The following is a 21,273-nucleotide window of genomic DNA, read 5'->3' as shown; positions in this document are numbered from 1 at the left end:
TCGGCCCGGGACTAACGCGCGCCGTCTGCAACGACGGCGCGCCTTTTCCGCCAGCATACAGGCGACCATGCTGCTGCAAAGATTCCTGATCCGTCTTCTGACGATGGCGATCACGCTGTTCGGTGTGGCCGTCGTCGTCTTTATCGTCATCCGTGTCGCCCCCGGCGACCCGATCTCGATGATGCTGCCGCCCGGCGCCACCGATGCCGACATCGCGCGGCTGCGCGCGCTGTACGGGCTGGACAAGACGATCGTCCAGCAGTTCTTCATCTGGCTGGCCGGCGTGGTCAGAGGCGATTTCGGCACGTCGATCTCACTGCGGCAGGACGTGCTTGGGCTGGTCTTCAATCGCCTCCCGGCGACGCTGGAACTCGCCATCGTCGCGCTTGTGATGGCGGTGGCGATCGGCGGCACGACGGCGATCCTCGGCGCGCGCGAGCACGGCACCGCGGTCGAGGCCGGCATCGACATTGCCAGTGGTGCGGCGCTCTCGATTCCCGATTTCCTGTGGGGTCTGGTGCTGATCTTGTTGTTCGGCGTGCTGGTGCCGGTGTTCGACATTTCCGGCCGGGTGTCGCCGCAACTCGACCTGCCCTTCGCCACGCAATTCTATCTGTTCGAAAGCATCGTGCGACTGCGCTTCGACCTGACCAGGGACCTGCTGGCACACATGCTGATGCCGGCGATCGCGCTGGCGCTGCCGCTGGCCGCGATCATCTCGCAGCTGCTGAAACAGTCGCTGAAGGAAGTGCTCGACCTCGACTATGTCGTGCTGGCGCGGGTAAAGGGCTTTTCGGAAACGCAGGTCATCCTGCGCGAGGCGTTGAAGAACGCGGCGCTGCCGACGCTCACTCTGGTCGGCGTGCAGTTTACCTTCCTGATCGGCGGCACGGTCATCGTCGAACGGCTGTTTTCCTATGAAGGTCTCGGCAATATGGCGATCGATGCCGTCATCAATCGCGACCTGCCGCTGATCCAGGGCATCGTGCTGGTCTTCGCGCTGTTGTTCGTGCTGATCAACCTTGCCGTCGACATGATGTACGCGTTGCTCAATCCGAGGCTGCGCCATGGATGACGCCCGCATTTCAAGACATGGCTCGCGCGCCCGCCTGTGGCTGGCCGGCGGCTGGCTGCTGATTGCGCTGTTGGCCGCAATTTTTGCGCCGCTGGTCGCACCGCAGGACCCACTGGCGCAGGATTTGATGCTGGAGCGCCTGCCGCCGTTCTGGCTGGGCGGTGCCGAGCCCGGCTACTGGCTCGGCACCGACAGCCTCGGCCGCGATCTGTTGTCACGGCTGATCTTCGGTGCGCGCATCGCCTTCATCGTCGCCTTCGCGGCGGCCTTTGCCGCCTGCCTGGTCGGCTCGACGCTCGGCCTGATCGCCGGCTATTTCGGCGGCTGGGCCGACCGCATCATCTCGCGTATCGTCGATGTCTGGATGGCGTTTCCGCCGGTGCTGTTTGCCATCCTTCTGGTCGCCGTGCTCGGCACCGGCTTGAGCTCGGTCATCATCGCCATCGCCGTCATCGACTGGACGCGCTTCTGCCGGGTGATCCGCGCCGAGACCATGGGTCAGTCGCGCATGGACTATGTCGAGAACGCCCGCATCGCCGGCTATGGCCGCATCGGCATCATGCTGCGCGAGGTGCTGCCCAATGTGGTGCCGTCGATCGTGGCGCTGCTGTCGCTGGAGATGGGCATTGCCGTCATCGTCGAGGCGATCCTGTCCTTCGTCAATCTGTCGATCTCGACCGACGACCCGACCTGGGGCGGCATCATCGCCGAGGGCCGCCTGTCGATCTATCAGGCCTGGTGGGTGCTGGTGTTCCCGCTGGTCACGCTGATCCTGACGGTGCTGTCGTTCAGCCAGTTCGGCGAGGGCCTCAGGGCGCGTTTCGATCCGGTGCTGCGATGAACGCGCCTGCGAAACCCTGCCTGGACATACGCAACCTTAGCGCGGTGCTGCCTAATGGCTTGCGCGTGCTGCGCTCGGTGTCGCTCGCCGTCGAGCCCGGAGAAGTCCGCGCGCTGGTCGGCGAGAGCGGCGCCGGCAAGACAATGATCGGCAAGGCCGTGCTCGGCGTGCTGCCACCGAGCGTGCGCATCGTCGAAGGCGATATGCTGCTCGAAGGCGAGGATCTGGGCCGGCTGGCACCCAAGGCAAGGCGCACCCTGATCGGCGCGCGCACGGCGCTGATCCCGCAAGACCCGCTGACGGCGCTCAATCCGTCACGGCGCATCGGCCCGCAAATGACCGACCGGCTGGTGCGCATCCTCGGCTGGAGCGGTGAGAAGGCCGATGCACGCATCCGCCAATTGCTGGACGAGGTGCAGATCCGCGACCCCGAGCGCGTGCTCAAATGCTATCCGCACGAGCTGTCCGGCGGCATGCGGCAGCGCGTGCTAATCGCCGCGGCGTTTGCAGCCGAACCAAGGCTGATCGTCGCCGACGAGCCGACGACCGCGCTCGACGTGACCGTGCAGAAACAGATCTTGCGGCTGATCGCGCAATTACAGCGCGAGCACGGCACGGCGATCCTGTTCGTTACTCACGATCTCGGTGTGGTTGCCAAGATCAGCCAGAAAGTTTCGGTGCTCTATGCTGGCAAGGTGGTGGAAGAGGCCGATACCGCAGCGCTGTTCGCCGCACCCCAGCACCCTTATACGCTGGCGCTGATGGCGGCGACACCGCGTTACACCGATCCGTTCGCCTCGCTGAAGCCGGTCGACGACAAGGTACTGGCCGGGCTGGCCGCGGAGATCGCCGCCGCCGACCAGGCATGGAGGCGACCGCATGGTTGAGCCGCTGTTTTCCGTGCGCGGGTTGAAGGTTGCGTTGCCCGATATGACGCGCAAACCGCTGATCGGCCGGGCGCCGCTGGCCGAGATCCTGAAAGGCCTGGATTTCGACCTGCCAAGGGGATTGGTGACCGGCATCGTCGGCGAATCCGGCTCCGGCAAATCGACGCTCGGCCGCGCGCTGGTGCGCCTGCTGGAGCCCAGTGCCGGCAACGTCATGTTCGACGGCCGCGACATCACACATCTGCCTGAGGCCGAGCTCCGGCCGCTGCGCCGCAATCTGCAGATGATCTTCCAGGATCCGATGTCGTCGCTCAACCCGCGCCGCACCATCTTCAGCATCATTGCAGCACCCCTCAAACAGAACGGGCTTGGCGACAATCTCAAGGCACGCGTCGCGGAGGCGCTGCAGCGCGTCGGCCTGCCGCAGAGCTTTGCCGGCCGCTACCGTCACGAATTGTCGGGCGGCCAGCGCCAGCGCGTCGGCATTGCCCGCGCACTGGCGCTGTCGCCGAAATTCGTGCTGGCCGACGAAATCGTCTCCGGCCTCGACGTCTCGACCCAGGCGCAGATCCTGACGTTGCTGGAAAAACTCGCCGCCGAAATGGGCCTGACCGTTGCCTTTATCAGCCACGATCTGTCGGTGATCCGGAGGCTCTGCCGGCAAGTGATCGTCATGCGCGAAGGCGCGATCGTCGAAGCCAGCGCGACGGATACTTTGTTCGAGCACCCGCGGCAGGCCTACACGCGCGACCTCCTCGCCGCCATTCCGCTGCCCGAGATCGATGACGCCTGGCTGCTTCCCGCCCCAAAGGCGCCGGCATGAAGCACAATCCTATTCGCACGCCGAAGAGCGGGCCTCGGGCGTGCGCCCGGCAAAATGTCTCGCTATGGAGGATGACTGATATGAAGAATGCGATCCGATATGCGACGCTTGCAGCCACCGTGCTGGGAAGCATCGGCACCGCTTGCGCCAGTTCCATACCCGGCATGCGTGGCCACGACCACACCGGCGTCACCGTCCCCGACATGCAGCAGGCGGTCGACTTCTTCACCGAAGTGGTTGGCTGCAAGAAGGCGATGTCGTTCGGCCCGTTCGCCGACGACAAGGGCACATTCATGCAGGATCTGCTGGGCGTCGATCCCAAGGCGGTGATCGAGGAGATCACCCTGGTCCGCTGCGGACACGGGTCGAACATCGAGCTGTTCAAATACACCGCGCCGGACCAGAAGGACCTGACGCCTCGCAACAGCGACATAGGCGGCTTCCATATCGCCTTCTATGTCGACGACATCGCCGCCGCAAAAGCCTATCTTGACGGCAAGGGCGTCAAGACGCGAATGGGACCGCTGCCGGTTACCGAAGGCCCCGCCGCCGGCCAGGCCATCCTTTACTTCCAGGCCCCTTGGGGCTTGCAGTTGGAAGCGATCAGCTATCCCAATGGCATGGCCTATGAAAAGGATGCAGAAACGGTGCTGTGGAGCCCGAAGAACCCGGAAAAATAGCCCGGGAGTCCCTGGCCTGCCGAGCCGACTGCCGGCAAGGCGAGTTATCAGGGGCGGATTGTTTCAATCTTGAAACTTCAAGCTTGAATTAATTTTCCTCAGGCGTAAACTCGACAAACAGAAGCGAAGAGGAGATCGCACGATGAAAGTTGCGGTTCTCGGCGGCGGACCAGCCGGCCTCTACTTTGCCATCTCGATGAAGCTCCGGGATGCGGCGCATGAGGTGACGGTGTTCGAGCGCAACCGTGCCGACGATACGTTCGGCTGGGGCGTCGTGCTGTCGGCCGAAACGCTGGAGAACCTGACCAGGAACGACCCGGTCAGCGCCGTCTGGATCCGCAAGCATTTTGCCTATTGGGACGATATCGCCGTTATCCATGACGGCGTGCGCACGGTCTCGACCGGTCACGGCTTTTGCGGCATCGGCCGCAAGCGGCTGCTCACGCTGCTGCAGCGGCGGGCGCGCGAACTCGGCGTCAAGCTGGTCTTCGAAATCGACATCGCCGATCCCAAGCCATATATGGAGACGCACGACCTGGTCGTCGCCGCCGATGGGCTGAACTCGAAAGCGCGGGGCGCCTTCGTCGACGTGTTCAAGCCCGATATCGATGTCCGCAAATGCAAGTTCGTCTGGCTCGGCACCCGTCAAAAATTCGACGACGCCTTCACCTTCATCTTCGAGAAAACCGAACATGGCTGGGTCTGGGCGCATGCCTACCAGTTCGACAGCGATACCGCGACCTTCATCGTCGAATGCAGCGAGCAGACCTGGCAACGCTTCGGCTTCGGCGCGATGTCTCAGCAGGAATCGATTGCCGTCTGCGAGCGCATCTTTGCCCGCCATCTCGGCGGCCACGCGCTGATGACCAATGCCAATCATATCCGCGGCTCGGCCTGGATCAATTTCCCGCGCGTCTTGTGCGAACGCTGGTCCTACAAGAACCTGGCGCTGATGGGCGACGCGGCGGCGAGCGCGCATTTCTCGATCGGGTCCGGCACCAAGCTGGCGCTGGAAAGCGCGGTGGCGCTGGCCGACTATGTCGAGTCCGAGCCGGACCTCGAGGCAGCCTTCCGCAAATATGAGGACGCCCGCCGCACCGAAGTGCTGAAGCTGCAGTCGGCGGCACGCAATTCGCTCGAATGGTTCGAGGAGGTCGAGCGCTATCTCGGCCTCGATCCGGTGCAGTTCAATTATTCGCTGCTGACGCGTTCGCAGCGCATCAGTCACGAGAATTTGCGGCTGCGCGATGCCGAATGGCTGGCCGGCGCCGAGGAATGGTTCCAACGTCAGGCCGGTGCCGGCGGCAACAGTCTGCGTCGCGCGCCGATGTTTGCGCCGTTCCGGCTGCGCGACATGGCGCTGCAGAACCGTATCGTCGTCTCGCCGATGGCGCAGTACAAGGCGGTCGACGGCTGTCCGACCGACTGGCATTTCGCCCACTATGCCGAACGGGCCAAGGGCGGCGCCGCTCTCCTCTACATCGAGATGACCTGTGTCAGCCCGGAAGGCCGCATCACGCCAGGCTGCCCCGGTTTCTATGCGCCCGAGCATGAGGTCGCCTGGAAGCGGCTGGTCGAGTTCGTTCATGCCGAAACCGAAGCCAAAATCTGTGCGCAGATCGGCCATTCCGGCGCCAAGGGATCGACCCGGCTCGGCTGGCAGGGAACCGACGTGCCGCTGACCTCGGGCAATTGGCCCGTCATGGCGGCATCTTCCGTGCCGTGGTCGCCGCAGAACCAGGTGCCGAAGGCGATGGACCGCGCCGACATGGATACGGTGCGCGAGCAGTTCGTCGCTTCGGCCGAGATGGCGGCGCGCTGCGGCTTCGACATGCTCGAAATCCACGCCGCGCACGGTTATCTCCTGTCCTCCTTCATCACACCCTTGACCAACCGGCGCACCGACTCCTATGGCGGCTCGTTGGAAAACCGCATGCGCTATCCCTTGGAAATCTTTCATGCGGTGCGCGCCGTATGGCCGGCTGAAAAGCCGATCTCGATGCGCATCTCCGCCAATGACTGGCTCGGCATCGAGGGCGTGACGCCGGCCGATGCGGTCGAGATCGCGCGGCAGCTGCATGAAGCCGGAGTCGACATCTGCGACGTGTCGGCCGGCCAGACTTCGGCCGTGGCAAGACCGGTCTATGGCCGCATGTTCCAGACGCCATTTTCCGACCGCATCCGCAACGAAGTCGGCATGGCGACCATGGCGGTCGGCAATATCTACGAGCCGGACCATGTCAACTCGATCCTGATGGCCGGCCGCGCCGACCTCGTCGCACTGGCAAGGCCGCATCTTGCCGATCCCTATTGGACGCTGCATGCGGCGGTCACGCTTGGCGATCGCGGCGTCAAATGGCCGGATCCCTATCTGCCCGGCCGCGACCAACTCTACCGGCTGGCCGAGCGCGAAGCGGCGGCGGGGTTGAAAGTATGAGTTCCGCCGCAGCGATTTCAGGGCGACATGCGCTGGTCACCGGCGGCGGCTCCGGCGTCGGCCGGGCGATCGCGCTGGCGCTGGCCGGCGCAGGCATCGATGTGACCATCTGTGGCCGGCGCGTGGAGCCGCTTGCCGAGGTCGCCGCTCAGAACAAGCGCATCTTCGCCATTGCCGCCGACGTCACCGACGAGGCATCGATGGCGTCGCTCTACGAGGACGCGGAAGCGGCACGCGGCCCGTTAGACGTCGTCGTTGCCAATGCCGGCATGTCCGGCAGCGCCTCGGCGCAGCGGACCTCGCTGGCAGACTGGCAGCGCACGCTCGACGTCAACTTGACCGGTGTGTTCCTGACGGTGAAGCCGGCGCTGGCCGGCATGGCCGCGCGCAAGACGGGCCGTATCATCTTCATCGCTTCCACCGCCGGACTGAAAGGCTATCCCTATGTTGCAGCTTATGTCGCAGCCAAGCATGGCGTCGTCGGTCTGATGCGGGCACTCGCCGTCGAGACCGCGAAGTCCGGCGTGACCGTAAATGCGGTGTGCCCGGGTTTCGTCGAAACCGAAATGCTGGAAGGCGCCGTTCGGCGCATCGTCGAAACGACCGGCCGCTCGGCCGAGCAGGCGCGGACAAGCCTTGCCGAGACCAACCCGCAAGGCCGCTTCATCCAGCCAGAGGAAATTGCAGCCGCCGTGCTCTATCTGTGTAGCGACGCCGCCGGGTCGATCACCGGACAAACGATTTCGATCTCCGGAGGTGAGACATGGTAGCCGGTCCCCTGCCCGCCCCGTCCGGACCCGGCAAGGACCGCCTGCGGCTGTGGATACGCTTGCTGCGCGCCTCGCGCACCATCGAGGCCGAGCTGCGCGAACGCTTGCGGCAAGAATTCAACACAACGCTGCCACGCTTCGACGTGATGGCCGCGCTCTACAGGGCGCCCGAGGGCATGCTGATGAGCGACCTGTCGCGCTTCCTGCTAGTGTCCAACGGCAATGTCACGGGCATCATCGACCGGCTGGTCTCGGAAGGGCTGGTGATGCGAGCCCGACGCAATGGCGACCGCCGCACCTCGATGGTACGGCTGACGGAAGAGGGATCGAAGACTTTCGGCGTGATCGCCGCCGCGCATGAAAAATGGGTCGGCGAATTGCTGGGCAATGTGAGCGAGGACGAGGCGCGCCGGCTGACCGGCATGCTGACCTCCTTCCGCAGCAATTGGGAGGGACGGGAATGGCAAAGATAGCCGGCCGCAAGCCGAAGCATTTCCTCTGGCAGGTCGAAGGCAAAATCGCAAAGATCCGGCTTGACCGGCCGGAGCGCAAGAACCCGCTGACCTTCGACAGCTATGCCGAATTGCGCGACACTTTTCGCGATCTCGTCTATGCCGACGACGTCGATGCGGTGGTGTTCCTTCCCAATGGCGGCAATTTCTGCTCGGGCGGCGATGTCCACGAAATCATCGGCCCACTGGTCAAGATGGACATGAAGGCGCTGCTCGCCTTCACTCGCATGACCGGCGATTTCGTCAAGGCGATGCTGAATTGCGGCAAGCCGATTATTGCGGCGGTCGACGGCGTGGCGGTCGGCGCCGGCGCGATTATCGCCATGGCCTCCGACATCCGCATCGCCACGCCACAGGCAAAAACGGCTTTCCTGTTCAGCCGCGTCGGCCTTGCCGGCTGCGACATGGGCGCCTGCGCGATCCTGCCGCGCATCATTGGCCAGGGTCGCGCCGCCGAACTGCTCTATACCGGCCGCACGATGAGCGCCGAGGAAGGCGAGCGCTGGGGCTTCTACAATCGGCTGGTCGATGCCGCAACGCTCGAGGCCGACGCGCTCGACATGGCCGCGCGCATCGTTTCCGGCCCAACCTTCGCCCATGGCATGACCAAGACGCAGCTGAACCAGGAGTGGTCGATGGGCCTCGACCAGGCTATCGAAGCGGAAGCGCAGGCGCAGGCGATCTGCATGCAGACCCGCGATTTCGAACGGGCCTATAAGGCTTTCGTCGCCAAGGAGAAGCCGGTGTTCGAGGGGGATTGAGGATGATCGCTTCCATGGGCACGCTGGCAAGACAGCACCCCCCTCTGGTCTGCCGGCCATCTCCCCCTCAAGGGGGGAGATTGGATGTCAGGCCCGCTTTCGCCAATCTCCAACATCGCCGGGAGAGCAGTGGCAGCGAAGCCGCCAATCTCCCCCCTAGAGGGGGAGATGTCCGGCAGGACAGAGGGGGGCGCCGTGGAGCGCCAGGGCCGGAGAACTGTGGAGGCAGAAATGCCTGACCGTTCCTTCCTCACCTGGCCGTTTTTCGAGGACCATCACCGCGAGTTGGCAGAGCGGCTGGAGGCATGGTGCGCCAAGAACCTGCCGGTCGCGCATGACGATGTCGACGCAGCCTGCCGCGAGCTGGTGGCCAAGCTCGGCCGGGATGGCTGGCTGAAACCGACAGCGCTCGACACCGAAAACCCTGCAGCACTCGACGTGCGCACATTGTGCCTCACGCGCGAAACGCTGGCCCGGCATGACGGGCTGGCCGATTTCGCCTTCGCCATGCAAGGGCTCGGCACCGGCGCGCTCAGCCTGTTCGGCACGCCAGACCAGCAGCACTGGCTGGGGAAGACACGGGCCGGCAAGGCGATTTCGGCTTTCGCACTGTCGGAGGCGCGTTCGGGCTCGGACGTTGCCAATATGGAAATGACGGCCACGCGTGACGGCGATAGCTATATCCTATCCGGCGAAAAAACCTGGATCTCCAACGGCGGTATCGCTGACTTTTATGTTGTCTTTGTCCGTACTGGCGAAGCGCCCGGTGCCAAGGGGCTTTCGGCGTTCATCGTGCCGGCCGAGACAAAGGGCCTGACCATCGCCGAGCGGCTGGAGGTGATCGCGCCGCACCCGCTCGCCCGGCTGTCTTTCGACAATGCCCGCGTTCCAGCCTCGGCGCTGATCGGCAAACCCGGTGATGGTTTTCGCATCGCCATGTCGGTGCTCGACGTGTTCCGTTCGACGGTCGGGGCAGCTGCGCTCGGCTTTGCCCGGCGCGCGCTGGACGAAAGCATCAAAAGAGTGGCCGAGCGCAGGCTGTTCGGTGCAGCGATGGCCGAGCTGCAGATGGTGCAGGGCCACATCGCCGAGATGGCGCTGGATGTCGATGCCGCCGCCTTGTTGGTCTACCGCGCCGCCTGGACCAAGGACATGGGGACCGCCCGTGTCACCCGCGAAGCGGCGATGGCCAAGCTGTTCGCCACCGACAAGGCGCAGGAGGTGATCGACAGGGCTGTGCAGCTGCATGGCGGCGACGGCGTCCGCAGGGGCCATATCGTCGAAAGACTGTATCGCGAGATCCGGGCACTGCGCATCTACGAGGGAGCGTCGGACGTGCAGAAGGTGGTGATTGCACGGCAAGTGATGGGAGCGGCCTGAGACCGGAGTTTGTGTGGAAGAATTGATTGTCTTTGAGTTTTGAGCGACCGGATTTGAGCATTGGGAGGCTTTGATATGCACACCATCCTGCAGCCGGAAGGCTGGGCGAAACCCGTCGGCTACGCCAATGGCGTCGCCGCGCGTGGGCAGCTTGTCTTCGTCGGCGGGCAGGTCGGCTGGAACGGGCAGGGCCGCTTCGAGACCGACGATCTTGTCGGCCAGGTGAAGCAGACGCTGGCCAATATTGTCGCCGTGCTCGCCGAGGCCGGCGCCAAGCCGCAGCATATCACCTCGATGACCTGGTACTTTACCGACAAGGCGGAATATTTGGCCAATCTCAAGGGGATCGGCGAGGTCTATCGCGAGGTGATCGGCCGGCATTTTCCGGCGATGGCCGCCATGCAGGTGATGGCGTTGGTCGAGGATCGCGCCAAGGTTGAGATCCAGGCCACGGCGGTTATTCCGGACTGATGGCAACACGCGGCAATTTTTTAAGCTTAAAACTTTCGCCTTGAAAAGCGCGGTACTTTGGATAGCATCCGATGTCTTACGACTGCCGTGCCGGGAGGGCTTTCCGGCAGTCCGGTTACTTGGCGTATCAAAACCGTGCGGGGCCAACCCGTCCGATCACAACCAGAGGGAACGAAAATGAACTTCACCCGTCGCAACCTGCTTCTTGTTGCTGCCGCCATCGGCATCGCCGGCGGCCCGGCCTATGCCGAAGGCACGCTGAATGTCGGCGCCTATCCGACCAATCCGCCTTTTGAATACAAGAACGAGAGCGGTACATTCGAGGGTTTCGAAGTCGACATCATCAACGAAGCGGCAAAGCGTATCGGCATGACCACTGACATCGCCGACCTCGGTTTCCAGGCGCTGTTCGCCGCCACCACCTCTAAGCGCATCGACGTCGCCATTTCGTCGATCACCATCACGCCGGAGCGGCTGAAGTCGCAGTCGTTCACGCAACCCTACTATGATTCCGACATGGGCATCGCCGCGAAGGCCGACAGCCCAATCAAGGCCGAGGCCGACCTCAAGGGCAAGATCGTCGGCGTGCTGTCCGGCTCGACCGGCGAAACCTGGGTCAAGGCGCACCAGGAAGCGGACGGGTTCAGTGACGTCAAGGGCTACGACACGCAGCAGAATTTGCTGCTCGATCTCAGCTCCGGCCGCGTCGATGCGGCGGTCAGCGATATTCCGGGCCTGGAATATTCTTTCACCAGGATGAAGGATCTCGCCGTAAAAGAGCGCATCAAGACCGGCGAGCAGTACGGCCTGATGATGACCAAGGACCACCCGTTGCTCGGCAAGCTGAACGACGCGCTGACCGCGATGAAGACGGATGGCACGCTGGCCGCGATCCACAAGAAGTGGTTCGGCAGCGACGCACCGGCCGATTCCTCGACCGTCAAGGAAATGCCTATGCCGAAGGCCTGAGCGGCAGTTCGCGCTTAAATGTCGTGCCGGCTTTCGATGCCGGCACGATTTCGGATTTCGGGCTCGGGCTCGAGCGTCGCGGGACGCCAAACGTTTCGGGAATGCTGCGATGTCGCTGCTGGACACCTTCTTCAACGCCGACGTCATGATCTCCAGCCTGCCGGCACTGCTGCGCGGCTTCCTGAACACGCTGCTGCTCGGAATCATGAGCATCGGCATCGGTATTCCCGTCGGCCTCGCGATCAGCCTGGTGCGGCTCTATGCGCCAAAGCCGCTTCGGCTGCTGGCTGTCGGCTACATCGACATTTTCCGGGCGATGCCGGTGCTGGTCGTGCTGATCCTGATCTACTATGCGCTGCCGTTTCTCGGCATACGCCTGTCGTCTTGGACTTCCGCGGTGATGGCGTTCGCCATCATCATGGCGGCCTATTCGGCCGAGGTGTTCCGCTCCGGCATAGAAAGCATTCCGCGCGGCCAGTTCGAGGCGGCGCAGGCGCTCGGCCTGCCGTTCTTGCTGACCTTGCGCAAGGTAGTGCTGCCGCAGGCGATCCGCGTCGTCATTCCACCGATGACCAGCAACTGCGTTTCGATGTTCAAGGACACCTCGCTCGCCTCCACCGTGGCGCTGCCCGAACTGCTGAAGGAAGCGACCAACGCGCAATCGCTCTATGCCAACCCCTCACCGCTGATTGGCGCCGCGCTGGTCTATCTCATCTTTCTCTGGCCGATGGTCCGTCTCGTCAGCCTCCTTGAACGCCGATTTCAAACCGAAAAGACCCACTGAATCTGTCAGCGCACTTCGCAGGAGACGACCTTGAACCAGCATCAGATTTCGAAAACGGGCGATGCCGCAGCTTTCCCGGTCGAGACGATCCGCGCCATGTTTCCCGCCTTGCAGCAGGCCGGCGACTTCATCTTCATGGACAATGCCGCCGGCGCGCAGATCCCGCAAAGTGTGCTCGACGCGGTCACGAACCATTTGGTCGCGCATAATGTGCAGCGCGGCGGCCGCTACGGCCGCAGCGTCACCGTCGATCAAGCCGTCGCCGGCGCGCGCGAAAGCGTGGCCTTGCTGATCAACGCCACCAACCCGGCGGAGATCTGTTTCGGCATGAACGCCACTTCGTTCATCCGCCTGGTCAGCCTCGGCATCGGCCAGATGCTTTCTGAGCGACCAAACGGGGAGCGTGACGAGATCGTCATCACCGACATGGATCACGATGCCAATATCGCGACGTGGCTGGCGCTGGCACCCGCCGGCGCCAAGTTCAAATGGTGGCGGATGCGCGAGGACGGCAATCTGCATGTCGACGATTTGCGCCCGCTGGTCTCCGAGCGCACCCGCCTCGTGGCCTGCACGGTGACGGCGCATTCGATCGGCTCGATCGTCGACGTTGCTTCAGTGGCTGGGATCGCGCATGCGGCAGGCGCCGAAGTGTTCCTCGACTGCGTGCATTACGGCCCGCACGGGCTGATCGATGTGCAGGCATGGGACTGCGACTATCTGGTCTGCTCCGGCTACAAGAATTTCTCGCCGCATATAGGCTTCCTGTGGGGCCGCTTCGAAACGCTGAAGCGTCTGCCGACCTTCCGCGAGGACTTCATTCCCGACGAGCCGCCCTACAAGATCGAGGCCGGCACCTTCATCTACGAGAACGTCTCCGGCATGGATGCCGCGGTGCGCTATCTCGAATCGATCGGCCGCAATTTCGCTCCAGCCAATAACCGATCGCGCCGCGACAACATCGTCGCCGGTATGAATGCCATTCGCGATTACGAGCAGGTGCTGGCGCGCGAAATGCTGGCGGTGCTCAAAGATTGCGGCGCGATGATCTACGGCGTGGCCGAAGAGGCACGCCTCCGCGAGCGCGTGCCGACCTTCTGCTTCAACATCGGCACGCTGTCGCCGCAGAGGATCGTCGAGGAGATGGCCGAGATGCAGATCGGCATTCGCGACGGCCACATGTATGCGCCGCGCCTGATGAAGCGGCTCAACCTCAGCATGGACAGCGGCGCCGTCCGCGCCTCGCTGGTGCATTACAATACGATCGAGGAAGTCCGGCGCTTCGGCGAGGCGCTTCGCACCATCATTGCCCGGCTGTCCTGATCGGGCTGGCCGACGGCGCCGGCGCGATCCTCGTGAAGGGCGAAGGCGGTCGCACCCGGGTTCTCCAAGCCGGGGCGCAACTGCATGCTTGGGATCAGGTAATCGCCGCCATTCTGCTGCCGATAAGGAATGGGCTGGATTGTCTCGAGCGTCCGCATCCTTTCGCGCAGTCGCTCCGCGACAGGCTCGAAATCGGCCTCCCCGAAACGGTCCACCCTGTAGACCACGAACGGCGGAAGCACGTCGTAGCCCGGATAGTATAGAATCCCGTGGTTGATCGGGAACAGCAGGTCGTCGATCGGGCCGTTGACGCCGCGGGCGGAATAATGCTCCTCCCAGCCGCCGGTGGTAACGATTAGCATCGCGCGCTTGCCGGCGAGCGTTCCCTCGCCAAAGCGGTCACCCCACCTCTTATCGCTGTGCTCGCCGACGCCATAGGCGAAGCCGTAGGCATACACCCGATCGACCCAGCCCTTGAGGATCGCCGGCATGGCGTACCACCACAGGGGAAACTGGAGGATCAGGGTGTCGGCCCATAGCAGCTTGTCGATCTCCGCTTTGACGTCATCGGTCAGAGTGCCGCTCGCAAAAGCTTTTTTGGAGGCGCCGGCCGGCAGGAAGCGTGCTTCGGGCGGCCACGACGGAAAGTCGGCACGGTCCACCTCGGATTTCCAGCCATCGGCATAGAGGTCAGACACCCGCACCTCGTGGCCTTGGGTCTCGAGCTCCCTGATGGCGACGTCACGCAGTGCGCCGTTGAGCGAATTCGGTTCAGGATGAGCAAAAACAAGCAGGACTTTCATGGGTCTACTCCGAAGAAGGACGATAGACACCAAAGGTAGCCAGCCGTCGGCTAATCCACTATATGTAGGAAATGTATAAGATAATGCCGAATAATGGATAAATCTGACGTCACCCTCGAGCGCATGCGCACCTTCGTTCGCGTCGCCGAGCGCGGCAGCCTCTCGGCGGTGGCGCGCGAGCTCGGAGTTGGTCAGTCGACGGTCACGCGGCATCTGCGGGAGCTCGAGGAGGCCGTCGGCGTGCCCTTGCTCAGCAGGACCACCCGGCGTGTCACGATGACCGATGAAGGCAGCCGTTACTATGCCGACAGCGTCCAGATCCTGCGCCTCGTTGAGCAGGCCGGCGATGAGGCGCGAGGCACGCGCGGCGCATCGGCTGGCACGATCCGGATATCCTGCACGGCGGCGCTCGGCGTCTTGCACGTCAGCCGGCTGATCTTCGCCTTTCAGGACCGTTATCCCGACATCGGCATCGATCTCAGCCTAACCGACGAGCGCATCGACCTTGTGCGGGAGGGCGTCGACATCGCGCTTCGCCTCGGTCCGCTCACCGACAGCTCGATGAAGCTGCGGGCGCTCGGTCAGTCCCGGCGTCTGCTGGTGGCGGCGCCGGCCTATCTGGCGGCCCGGGGCAGACCGGCTGTCCCGCAGGATCTGCCTGGCCATGAAGGCATTCGGATGTCGAACATCGCGGGAAGCGACACGCTCGCCCTGCAGGGGCCGGGCGGCGAGCGCTTTGCGGTGCCCTTTGGCGGCCGATTTCGGGTCGACCATGGGCTTGCTGCGCGCAAAGCCCTTGTCGCCGGACGCGGTATCGCACCCGCCCACCACTGGCTTGTCGACGATCTTCTGGCGGCCGGCCGGCTGGAAATTATCCTGCCGGGCTATTTTCCGCCTCCCGTCCCGCTGAGCATGCTGATCGTTCCGGAGCGTGCGGGCATTGCCCGGGTGCGGCTGCTGGTCGACTTTCTCGCCGAGCAGATCTCCGGCATTCCGGGGATCGAGAAGCGGTAGCCGGCCGGCAAACCTCGCCGGATCAGGCGGCCTTCTTTTTCGCCAATCTTGCCTTGATGCTGGCGACGTCGGCACGCGGCGTCGCCGCGAACAGCGTCCTGGTATAGCTGTGCTTGGGGTCGGCGAAGACCTCGTCGCGCGAGCCGTATTCGACCGCTTCGCCGAAATACATCACCATCACATCGTCGGCGATATAGCGCACCACCGACAGGTCGTGGCTGATGAAAACATAGGTCAGTTGAAACTCATCCTGCAGGTCGGCGAGCAGGTTCAGAACCTGCGCCTGCACCGAAAGATCAAGTGCCGAGACCGGCTCGTCCAGCACCAGGAGGCTGGGGTTGAGCATCAGCGCGCGGGCAATGGCGATGCGCTGGCGCTGGCCGCCCGAAAACATATGCGGGTAGCGATTGTAGTGCTCGGGGCCGAGACCGACCTTTTTCAGCATCTTCATGGCGAGATCGCGCCGCTCGCCGGCCGTGCTGTCGGTGTTGATGAGCAGCGGTTCGCCAAGCACGTCGCCGATCTTCTGGCGTGGATTGAGCGAACCATAGGGGTTCTGGAAGACAATCTGCACCTTGCGGCGCATTTCCTTCGACAGGCCGTCCCTCGCGATGTCTACCTTCTTGCCGTCGATGAAAAGCTCGCCGGAGGTCGCCGGGTCGATCAGGGTGATGATGCGGGCGAGCGTTGACTTGCCGCAGCCGCTCTCGCCGACGATGGCCAGCGTCTTGCCCTTGTCGACGCTGAACGAAACACCCTTGACCGCGTGAACCGTACGGGAGGGGCGGAAAAGCCCGCCGCCGACATGATAGTCGCGCACGATGTTCTTGCCTTCGACTACCGTCACGCTCATGTGGCGGTTCCTCCCGCGGATCGGGCTGCGACTACAGATGGGGCCGGCTCGAACAGCATGTCGGAAACAGTAGGCAACCGGTCGCCGACGGCGTTTTCCGGCAGCGCCGACAGAAGCGCGCGCGTGTAATTGCTCTTGGGGGATTCGAACAGCGACAGCACGTCGGCCTCTTCCATCTTGCGGCCCTTGTATTGGACGATGACACGGTCGGCGGTCTCGGCAACCACCCCCATATTGTGGGTGATCATGATCAGGCCCATGCCGTATTTGGCCTGCAGGCCGACCAGCAGATCGAGGATCTGCTTCTGGATGGTGACGTCGAGGGCCGTGGTTGGCTCGTCGGCGATCAAAAGCTTGGGATTGCAGGCGATGGCGATGGCGATCATGACGCGCTGGCACTGGCCGCCCGACATCTGGTGCGGGAAGGAGCCCAGCCGTTCCTCAGGGTCGGCGATGCCGACCAACTTCATCAGTTCGATGGCGCGTGCCCGGCGCTGGGCGCGGTCCATGCCCATGTGAAAGCGCAGCACCTCCTCAATCTGGAAGCCGACGGTAAAGCACGGGTTGAGGCTGGCGACCGGCTCCTGGAAGATCATCGAGATGTCCTTGCCGACAATCTTGCGCCGCTCGGACGGGCCGAGCTTAAGCAGGTCGATGCCGTCGAAGGCCATGCGGTCCGCCCTCACCGTCGCCGTGTTGGGCAAGAGCCCCATCACTGCCAGCATTGCCACTGATTTTCCGGAACCGGATTCGCCGACGATCGCCAACACCTCGCGCGGTTCGACCGACAGGTCGATGCCTTGTACCGCCATGAATGGTCCAGCGGCGGTGTCGAAGGAAACGGTCAGGTTCTTGATCTCGAGAAGAGGCATTGGACTATGACCTCTTCAGCTTGGGATCGAAGGCATCGCGCAGACCATCGCCGATCAGATTGATGGCAAGCACAGTGATCAGAATGGCAAGGCCGGGGAAGGTCACTACCCAAGGCGCGCGCAGGATGAACTCGCGCGCCGAGGCGAGCATCGTGCCCCATTCCGGCGTCGGCGGCTGCGCACCGACACCGAGGAAGCCGAGCGCCGCAGCCTCGAGAATGGCGTTGGAGAAGGACAGGGTGGCCTGCACGATCAGCGGTGCCAGGCAGTTCGGCAAGATCGTCCTCACCATCAAGCGAAGATGACCGGCACCAGCCACCTTGGCGGAGATGACATATTCGCGGTTCTTTTCGGCCATCACGGCGGCGCGGGTGAGACGCGCAAAATGCGGCTGCAGCACCAGCGCGATCGCCAGCATGGCGTTGAACAGCCCGGGGCCGAGGATCGCCACCAGCACCAGCGCCAGAAGCAGCGACGGGAAGGCCAGGATAATATCCATGATGCGCATGATCAGCGTGTCGACCCAGCCGCGGAAATAGCCGGCGAGCACGCCAAGCACGATGCCGCTGGTGAGCGAGAAGACGACCACCACCAGGCCGATGAACAGCGAGAAACGCGCCCCGAAAATCAACCGCGAAAGCATGTCGCGGCCGACCGCATCGGTGCCGAGCAGGAACATCGATTTGCCGCCTTGCTGCCAGGCAGGGGGCGCCAGCAGCGCATCGCGAAACTGCTCGTCGGGCGAATGCGGCGCGACGAACGGCGCAAAGACCGCCACCAGCACCAACGCCGAAAACACGACAAGGCCGATGACCGCGCCGGTGTTCATCGAGAAGTAGTGCCAGAACTCGGCGAAGGCGCGTTGCCTGCCGCCTGTCGGGATGGAGGCAGCGGTGGCTTCGGCGGCGGATTCGTCGGTCATCTCACTGCACCCGGATGCGCGGATTGATGACGGCGTAGAGCACGTCGACGATCAGGTTCACCGCCATGACGATCAGCGCGATGATCAGCAATCCGCTCTGAACGACGACATAGTCGCGCTTGCCGATGGCGTCGATCATCCATTTGCCGATGCCGGGCCAGGAAAAAATGGTTTCGGTAAGAATGGCGCCCGCCATCAACGTGCCGACCTGCAGTCCGATGGTGGTGACCACCGGAATCAGCGCGTTGCGAAAAGCGTGCAGCCCGATGACACGGCGCGGCGCCAGGCCCTTGGCGCGCGCGGTGCGGACATAGTCCTCGCCCAGCACCTCGAGCATCGCCGAGCGAGTCTGGCGCGCTATGACGGCAAGCGGGATCGTCGCCAGCACGATGGACGGCAGGATCAAATGGCTGACGGCGGATTTGAAAGCGCCGCTCCTGCCGGAGATCAGGCTGTCGATGAGCATGAACCCGGTCGTCGGCCTGAAGAAATACTGCAGGCCGATGCGGCCGGAAACCGGCGTCCAGCCGAGATAACCGGAGAAGAAGATGATGAGCAGCAACCCCCACCAGAAGATCGGCATCGAATAGCCGGTCAGCGCGACACCCATCGTCGCCTGGTCGAACCACGAGCCGCGCTTGACCGCCGCGAAGATACCGGCAGGAATGCCGAGCAGGACGGCGATGATCAACGCCACCGTCGCCAGTTCCAGCGTGGCTGGAAACAGCGCCTGGAATTCGCCGAGCACTGGCCGCTTGGTGGCAATCGATATGCCGAAATCGCCGGTCAGGACCCTGCCGATATATTCCAGGTACTGGATGACATAAGGCCGGTTGTAGCCAAACTGCTCGATGAGCTGGGCGTAGCGTTCGGGGCTGACGCCGCGCTCGCCGGCCAGGGCCAGAATGGGATCGCCGGGCAGAAGCCGGACGAAAGCGAACGCCGCCAGCGATATGCCGAACACGGTCGGGATGATCAAAGCGAGCTTGTGGAGGAGATAACGGAGCATCTTGCTTCATAGAACGGCGGCGCAGGAAGTCCAGCGCCGCCGTTCAATTTCTCAGGACTTATTCGGTGACGTCGACGCCGTCAAACCGATGAATGCCGAGCGGGTCCATAACGAAGCCCGACACCTTCTTGTTCATCGGCATGAAGACCTTGGAGTGGGCGATGGTCAGCCACGGAGCCTCACGCTTGAACACCACCTGAGCTTCCTCGTAGATCTTGGTGCGCTCGGCGACGTCCGTCGTCGCCTTGCCTTTTTTCAGCAGGGCTTCGAATTCCTGGTTGCACCAGATCGCATAATTGGACTGGCCGATGGCATCGCAACCGAGCAGGAAAAAGAAGTTGTCCGGATCGCCATTGTCACCGGTCCAGCCCAGTTGGAAGGCGCCGTCGCGATCCTTAGCTTTGCCGCGCTGGCGATACTCCGTCCATTCGTAGCTGACGATCTCCGCCTTGACGCCGACGGCGGCATAGTCGGCCTGGATCAACTCGGCGACGCGCTGGGCGTTCGGGTTGTAGGGGCGGCTGACCGGCATAGCCCAGATCTTCATCGACAGATCCTTGACGCCTGCATCGGCCAGCATCTTCTTGGCCGCCTCCGGATCGTAGGGATCGTCCTTGATGTCCTTGTTATAGGACCACATGGTCGGCGGGATCGGGTTGATGGCCGGCGCGCCGGCGCCCTGATAGACCGCGTCGATGATCGCCTTCTTGTTTACCGCCATGTTGAGGGCCTTGCGGACCTCGACTTTGTCGAAGGGCGGCAGCGTCGTGTTGTAGGCGAGATAGCCGATGTTCAGGCCTTCCTGCTCGTCGACTTTCAGGTTCGCGTCACCCTGCAGCCCGGCAATGTCGGCCGGCGCCGGGTATGACATGATATCGCACTCGCCTGCCTTCAGCTTCTGCGCGCGCACGGCCGGATCGGGCGTGATGGCGAAGATCAGATCGTCGATCTTCTGGCGGCCGCCAAAGTAGCCGTCCCATGCCGCATAGCGTACGACCGCATCGACCTGATAGTCGACAAATTGGAACGGACCAGTGCCGACCGGCTTCTGGGTGAACTGCTGCCTGGTGCCGGCCTTGTCGAGCTGGTCGGCATATTCCTTGGAAACGATCGAAGCGAAATCCATGCCGAGGTCCGGCAGGAAGGCGACTTCAGGCTTGTTCAGCACGAACTTCACCGTCAGATCGTCGACCTTGACGATTTCCTTCAGGAGATCGGGGAAGCCCATGCCGGTGAAATACTCCCAGCCGGTGCCTTCCAGGTAGCTGTACCAGGGGCTTTCTTTCTTCCACTGGCGTTCGAAGGAAAAGATCACGTCGTCGGCGTTGAGGTCGCGCGTGGGCGTGAAATAATCCGTCGTCTGGAATTTCACACCCGGGCGAAGCTTGAAGGTGTATTCGAGACCGTCGTCGGAAACCGTCCAGCTCTCCGCCAGGCCGGGCGAGATGGTGGTCTTGCCATGCTCGAACTCGACCAGGCGCGAATAGATGGTGCGCGACGAAGCGTCGAAGTCGTTGCCGCCGCTCCATGGCGACGGGTCGAAGCCGGCCGGCGATGCCTCCGAGCAATAGACCAGTTGTTTTGCATTGGCCATGCCGCCGAGGACGCTTGCAGCCAGCAACGCGGCTGCAAAAGTCAGTTTCTTTTTCATTGAGCACTCCCTGATGTTCTTCCAAGCCCCTCTATCAGGCTCGCGAAGGCCGCATATAAGCACCGTTTTTCTGGCTTTGGAACTGCTTGTTTGCCTAACCCACGGGAAGCAGAAAAAAAATCCGGCATGCGGCGAATTGTGGAAAAAACGAGCCAAATCCGCAGATCACGACATTATTAGCGACTTCAATTTTTTGTTGATCGGCGATGCCGCCAATTCGGGGAATCGAGCCGTTCGGTTCAAGAGATGCGCGTCCAAAAACCGGTCGCGGCCGAGAGCTTTGATGGCAAGTCTTGCCGCACTGCCAGGTGGGCGAGGCTTGCAGGGCCGCTGCTAGTGGCAATACATAGATAGATGGACAGCGCGGTGGATTCCCCAGGCTCCGGACATTGCGGCAAGCGTGGGATACCTTTGTTTGTCAGGGGCGGCGGTGGCA

21 protein-coding genes are annotated in these 21,273 nt (G+C 63.1%); 15 read left to right on the top strand and 6 right to left on the bottom strand.

The features are described 5' to 3' along the window. Positions 1–67: 67 nt before the first annotated feature. The 14 genes from NKH91_RS21210 to NKH91_RS21145 all read left to right on the top strand — a co-directional run bounded on the left by NKH91_RS21210 (position 68) and on the right by NKH91_RS21145 (position 13,713). Positions 68–1,075 (top strand): ABC transporter permease, encoded by a 1,008-nt coding sequence (locus tag NKH91_RS21210; protein ID WP_352847038.1) that lies wholly within the window; start codon positions 68–70, stop codon positions 1,073–1,075. Then, the gene (locus tag NKH91_RS21205) at positions 1,068–1,916 is read left to right on the top strand and encodes an ABC transporter permease (protein ID WP_352847041.1); all 849 of its coding nucleotides are present in this window, start codon (positions 1,068–1,070) and stop codon (positions 1,914–1,916) included. Before NKH91_RS21210 ends, NKH91_RS21205 begins: the two co-directional genes overlap by 8 nt. Then, the gene (locus tag NKH91_RS21200; protein WP_352590791.1) at positions 1,913–2,803 is read left to right on the top strand and encodes an ABC transporter ATP-binding protein; all 891 of its coding nucleotides are present in this window, start codon (positions 1,913–1,915) and stop codon (positions 2,801–2,803) included. Before NKH91_RS21205 ends, NKH91_RS21200 begins: the two co-directional genes overlap by 4 nt. Beyond that, on the top strand, positions 2,796–3,626 hold the full coding sequence (locus NKH91_RS21195; RefSeq protein WP_352885025.1) for an ATP-binding cassette domain-containing protein: 831 nt from the start codon (positions 2,796–2,798) through the stop codon (positions 3,624–3,626). Before NKH91_RS21200 ends, NKH91_RS21195 begins: the two co-directional genes overlap by 8 nt. 80 nt (positions 3,627–3,706) lie before the next feature. Further along, positions 3,707–4,306, top strand: coding sequence for a VOC family protein (locus NKH91_RS21190; protein ID WP_352483281.1), 600 nt, complete (start codon positions 3,707–3,709; stop codon positions 4,304–4,306). 142 nt (positions 4,307–4,448) lie between these two features. Then, positions 4,449–6,743 (top strand): bifunctional salicylyl-CoA 5-hydroxylase/oxidoreductase, encoded by a 2,295-nt coding sequence (locus NKH91_RS21185; protein WP_352847050.1) that lies wholly within the window; start codon positions 4,449–4,451, stop codon positions 6,741–6,743. Beyond that, positions 6,740–7,513 carry an SDR family NAD(P)-dependent oxidoreductase gene (locus NKH91_RS21180; protein WP_023717869.1) on the top strand — a complete coding sequence of 258 codons (774 nt, stop codon included), beginning with the start codon at positions 6,740–6,742 and terminating at the stop codon, positions 7,511–7,513. The genes NKH91_RS21185 and NKH91_RS21180 overlap by 4 nt, the downstream gene beginning before the upstream one ends. Next, a complete protein-coding gene (locus tag NKH91_RS21175) occupies positions 7,507–7,986 on the top strand; it encodes a MarR family winged helix-turn-helix transcriptional regulator (RefSeq protein WP_023717870.1) in 480 nt (159 codons plus the stop codon). The genes NKH91_RS21180 and NKH91_RS21175 overlap by 7 nt, the downstream gene beginning before the upstream one ends. Then, positions 7,974–8,786 (top strand): enoyl-CoA hydratase family protein, encoded by an 813-nt coding sequence (locus tag NKH91_RS21170; protein ID WP_023717871.1) that lies wholly within the window; start codon positions 7,974–7,976, stop codon positions 8,784–8,786. Before NKH91_RS21175 ends, NKH91_RS21170 begins: the two co-directional genes overlap by 13 nt. Positions 8,787–9,017: 231 nt before the next feature. Further along, positions 9,018–10,166, top strand: a complete 1,149-nt coding sequence (locus tag NKH91_RS21165; protein WP_352483285.1) for an acyl-CoA dehydrogenase family protein — start codon at positions 9,018–9,020, stop codon at positions 10,164–10,166. A gap of 75 nt (positions 10,167–10,241) precedes the next feature. Then, positions 10,242–10,637 (top strand): RidA family protein, encoded by a 396-nt coding sequence (locus NKH91_RS21160; protein ID WP_352483286.1) that lies wholly within the window; start codon positions 10,242–10,244, stop codon positions 10,635–10,637. Between the two features lie 177 nt (positions 10,638–10,814). Then, the gene (locus NKH91_RS21155; RefSeq protein WP_023717874.1) at positions 10,815–11,606 is read left to right on the top strand and encodes an ABC transporter substrate-binding protein; all 792 of its coding nucleotides are present in this window, start codon (positions 10,815–10,817) and stop codon (positions 11,604–11,606) included. Positions 11,607–11,715: 109 nt separating this feature from the next. Further along, positions 11,716–12,390, top strand: a complete 675-nt coding sequence (locus tag NKH91_RS21150; protein WP_352847053.1) for an amino acid ABC transporter permease — start codon at positions 11,716–11,718, stop codon at positions 12,388–12,390. Positions 12,391–12,420: 30 nt separating this feature from the next. Then, positions 12,421–13,713 carry a cysteine desulfurase-like protein gene (locus NKH91_RS21145; RefSeq protein WP_352847056.1) on the top strand — a complete coding sequence of 431 codons (1,293 nt, stop codon included), beginning with the start codon at positions 12,421–12,423 and terminating at the stop codon, positions 13,711–13,713. Here the strand turns inward: NKH91_RS21145 and NKH91_RS21140 are convergent. After that, on the bottom strand, positions 13,644–14,516 hold the full coding sequence (locus NKH91_RS21140) for an NAD(P)H-dependent oxidoreductase (protein ID WP_352847059.1): 873 nt from the start codon (positions 14,514–14,516) through the stop codon (positions 13,644–13,646). The two genes, NKH91_RS21145 and NKH91_RS21140, sit on opposite strands and share 70 nt — an antisense overlap. 93 nt (positions 14,517–14,609) lie before the next feature. On the opposite strand from NKH91_RS21140, the gene NKH91_RS21135 reads away from it, so the two are divergent. Further along, positions 14,610–15,530 (top strand): LysR family transcriptional regulator, encoded by a 921-nt coding sequence (locus NKH91_RS21135; RefSeq protein ID WP_023717878.1) that lies wholly within the window; start codon positions 14,610–14,612, stop codon positions 15,528–15,530. Between the two features lie 22 nt (positions 15,531–15,552). Here NKH91_RS21135 and NKH91_RS21130 read toward each other — a convergent pair whose 3' ends face one another. From NKH91_RS21130 to NKH91_RS21110, 5 genes are read right to left on the bottom strand one after another with little or no spacing between them, the layout of a single operon-like run. Next, on the bottom strand, positions 15,553–16,383 hold the full coding sequence (locus tag NKH91_RS21130) for a dipeptide ABC transporter ATP-binding protein (protein ID WP_352483289.1): 831 nt from the start codon (positions 16,381–16,383) through the stop codon (positions 15,553–15,555). After that, the gene (locus NKH91_RS21125; protein ID WP_352493740.1) at positions 16,380–17,255 is read right to left on the bottom strand and encodes an ABC transporter ATP-binding protein; all 876 of its coding nucleotides are present in this window, start codon (positions 17,253–17,255) and stop codon (positions 16,380–16,382) included. Before NKH91_RS21125 ends, NKH91_RS21130 begins: the two co-directional genes overlap by 4 nt. Positions 17,256–17,259: 4 nt before the next feature. Continuing rightward, on the bottom strand, positions 17,260–18,177 hold the full coding sequence (locus NKH91_RS21120) for an ABC transporter permease subunit (protein WP_023717881.1): 918 nt from the start codon (positions 18,175–18,177) through the stop codon (positions 17,260–17,262). 1 nt (position 18,178) lies between these two features. Next, entirely contained in the window at positions 18,179–19,186 is a 1,008-nt protein-coding gene (locus NKH91_RS21115) for an ABC transporter permease subunit (RefSeq protein WP_023676822.1), read from the bottom strand. Between the two features lie 58 nt (positions 19,187–19,244). Further along, entirely contained in the window at positions 19,245–20,837 is a 1,593-nt protein-coding gene (locus tag NKH91_RS21110; protein WP_023717882.1) for an ABC transporter substrate-binding protein, read from the bottom strand. Positions 20,838–21,273 lie beyond the last annotated feature (436 nt).

The sequence above is a fragment of the Mesorhizobium sp. M0894 genome, assembly GCF_040319725.1.
Taxonomy (GTDB): Bacteria; Pseudomonadota; Alphaproteobacteria; order Rhizobiales; family Rhizobiaceae; genus Mesorhizobium.
This window is presented reverse-complemented; position numbering and strand designations above follow the sequence as displayed.

Coding starts and splice junctions, on each gene's coding strand:
- NKH91_RS21140 (WP_352847059.1), bottom strand. CDS start 14,516: ATGAAAGTCCTGCTTGTTTTTGCTCATCCTGAACCGAATTCGCTCAAC.
- NKH91_RS21185 (WP_352847050.1), top strand. CDS start 4,449: ATGAAAGTTGCGGTTCTCGGCGGCGGACCAGCCGGCCTCTACTTTGCC.
- NKH91_RS21155 (WP_023717874.1), top strand. CDS start 10,815: ATGAACTTCACCCGTCGCAACCTGCTTCTTGTTGCTGCCGCCATCGGC.
- NKH91_RS21130 (WP_352483289.1), bottom strand. CDS start 16,383: ATGAGCGTGACGGTAGTCGAAGGCAAGAACATCGTGCGCGACTATCAT.
- NKH91_RS21205 (WP_352847041.1), top strand. CDS start 1,068: ATGGATGACGCCCGCATTTCAAGACATGGCTCGCGCGCCCGCCTGTGG.
- NKH91_RS21160 (WP_352483286.1), top strand. CDS start 10,242: ATGCACACCATCCTGCAGCCGGAAGGCTGGGCGAAACCCGTCGGCTAC.
- NKH91_RS21150 (WP_352847053.1), top strand. CDS start 11,716: ATGTCGCTGCTGGACACCTTCTTCAACGCCGACGTCATGATCTCCAGC.
- NKH91_RS21115 (WP_023676822.1), bottom strand. CDS start 19,186: ATGCTCCGTTATCTCCTCCACAAGCTCGCTTTGATCATCCCGACCGTG.
- NKH91_RS21175 (WP_023717870.1), top strand. CDS start 7,507: ATGGTAGCCGGTCCCCTGCCCGCCCCGTCCGGACCCGGCAAGGACCGC.
- NKH91_RS21110 (WP_023717882.1), bottom strand. CDS start 20,837: ATGAAAAAGAAACTGACTTTTGCAGCCGCGTTGCTGGCTGCAAGCGTC.
- NKH91_RS21170 (WP_023717871.1), top strand. CDS start 7,974: ATGGCAAAGATAGCCGGCCGCAAGCCGAAGCATTTCCTCTGGCAGGTC.
- NKH91_RS21200 (WP_352590791.1), top strand. CDS start 1,913: ATGAACGCGCCTGCGAAACCCTGCCTGGACATACGCAACCTTAGCGCG.
- NKH91_RS21180 (WP_023717869.1), top strand. CDS start 6,740: ATGAGTTCCGCCGCAGCGATTTCAGGGCGACATGCGCTGGTCACCGGC.
- NKH91_RS21120 (WP_023717881.1), bottom strand. CDS start 18,177: ATGACCGACGAATCCGCCGCCGAAGCCACCGCTGCCTCCATCCCGACA.
- NKH91_RS21195 (WP_352885025.1), top strand. CDS start 2,796: ATGGTTGAGCCGCTGTTTTCCGTGCGCGGGTTGAAGGTTGCGTTGCCC.
- NKH91_RS21165 (WP_352483285.1), top strand. CDS start 9,018: ATGCCTGACCGTTCCTTCCTCACCTGGCCGTTTTTCGAGGACCATCAC.
- NKH91_RS21190 (WP_352483281.1), top strand. CDS start 3,707: ATGAAGAATGCGATCCGATATGCGACGCTTGCAGCCACCGTGCTGGGA.
- NKH91_RS21135 (WP_023717878.1), top strand. CDS start 14,610: ATGGATAAATCTGACGTCACCCTCGAGCGCATGCGCACCTTCGTTCGC.
- NKH91_RS21210 (WP_352847038.1), top strand. CDS start 68: ATGCTGCTGCAAAGATTCCTGATCCGTCTTCTGACGATGGCGATCACG.
- NKH91_RS21125 (WP_352493740.1), bottom strand. CDS start 17,255: ATGCCTCTTCTCGAGATCAAGAACCTGACCGTTTCCTTCGACACCGCC.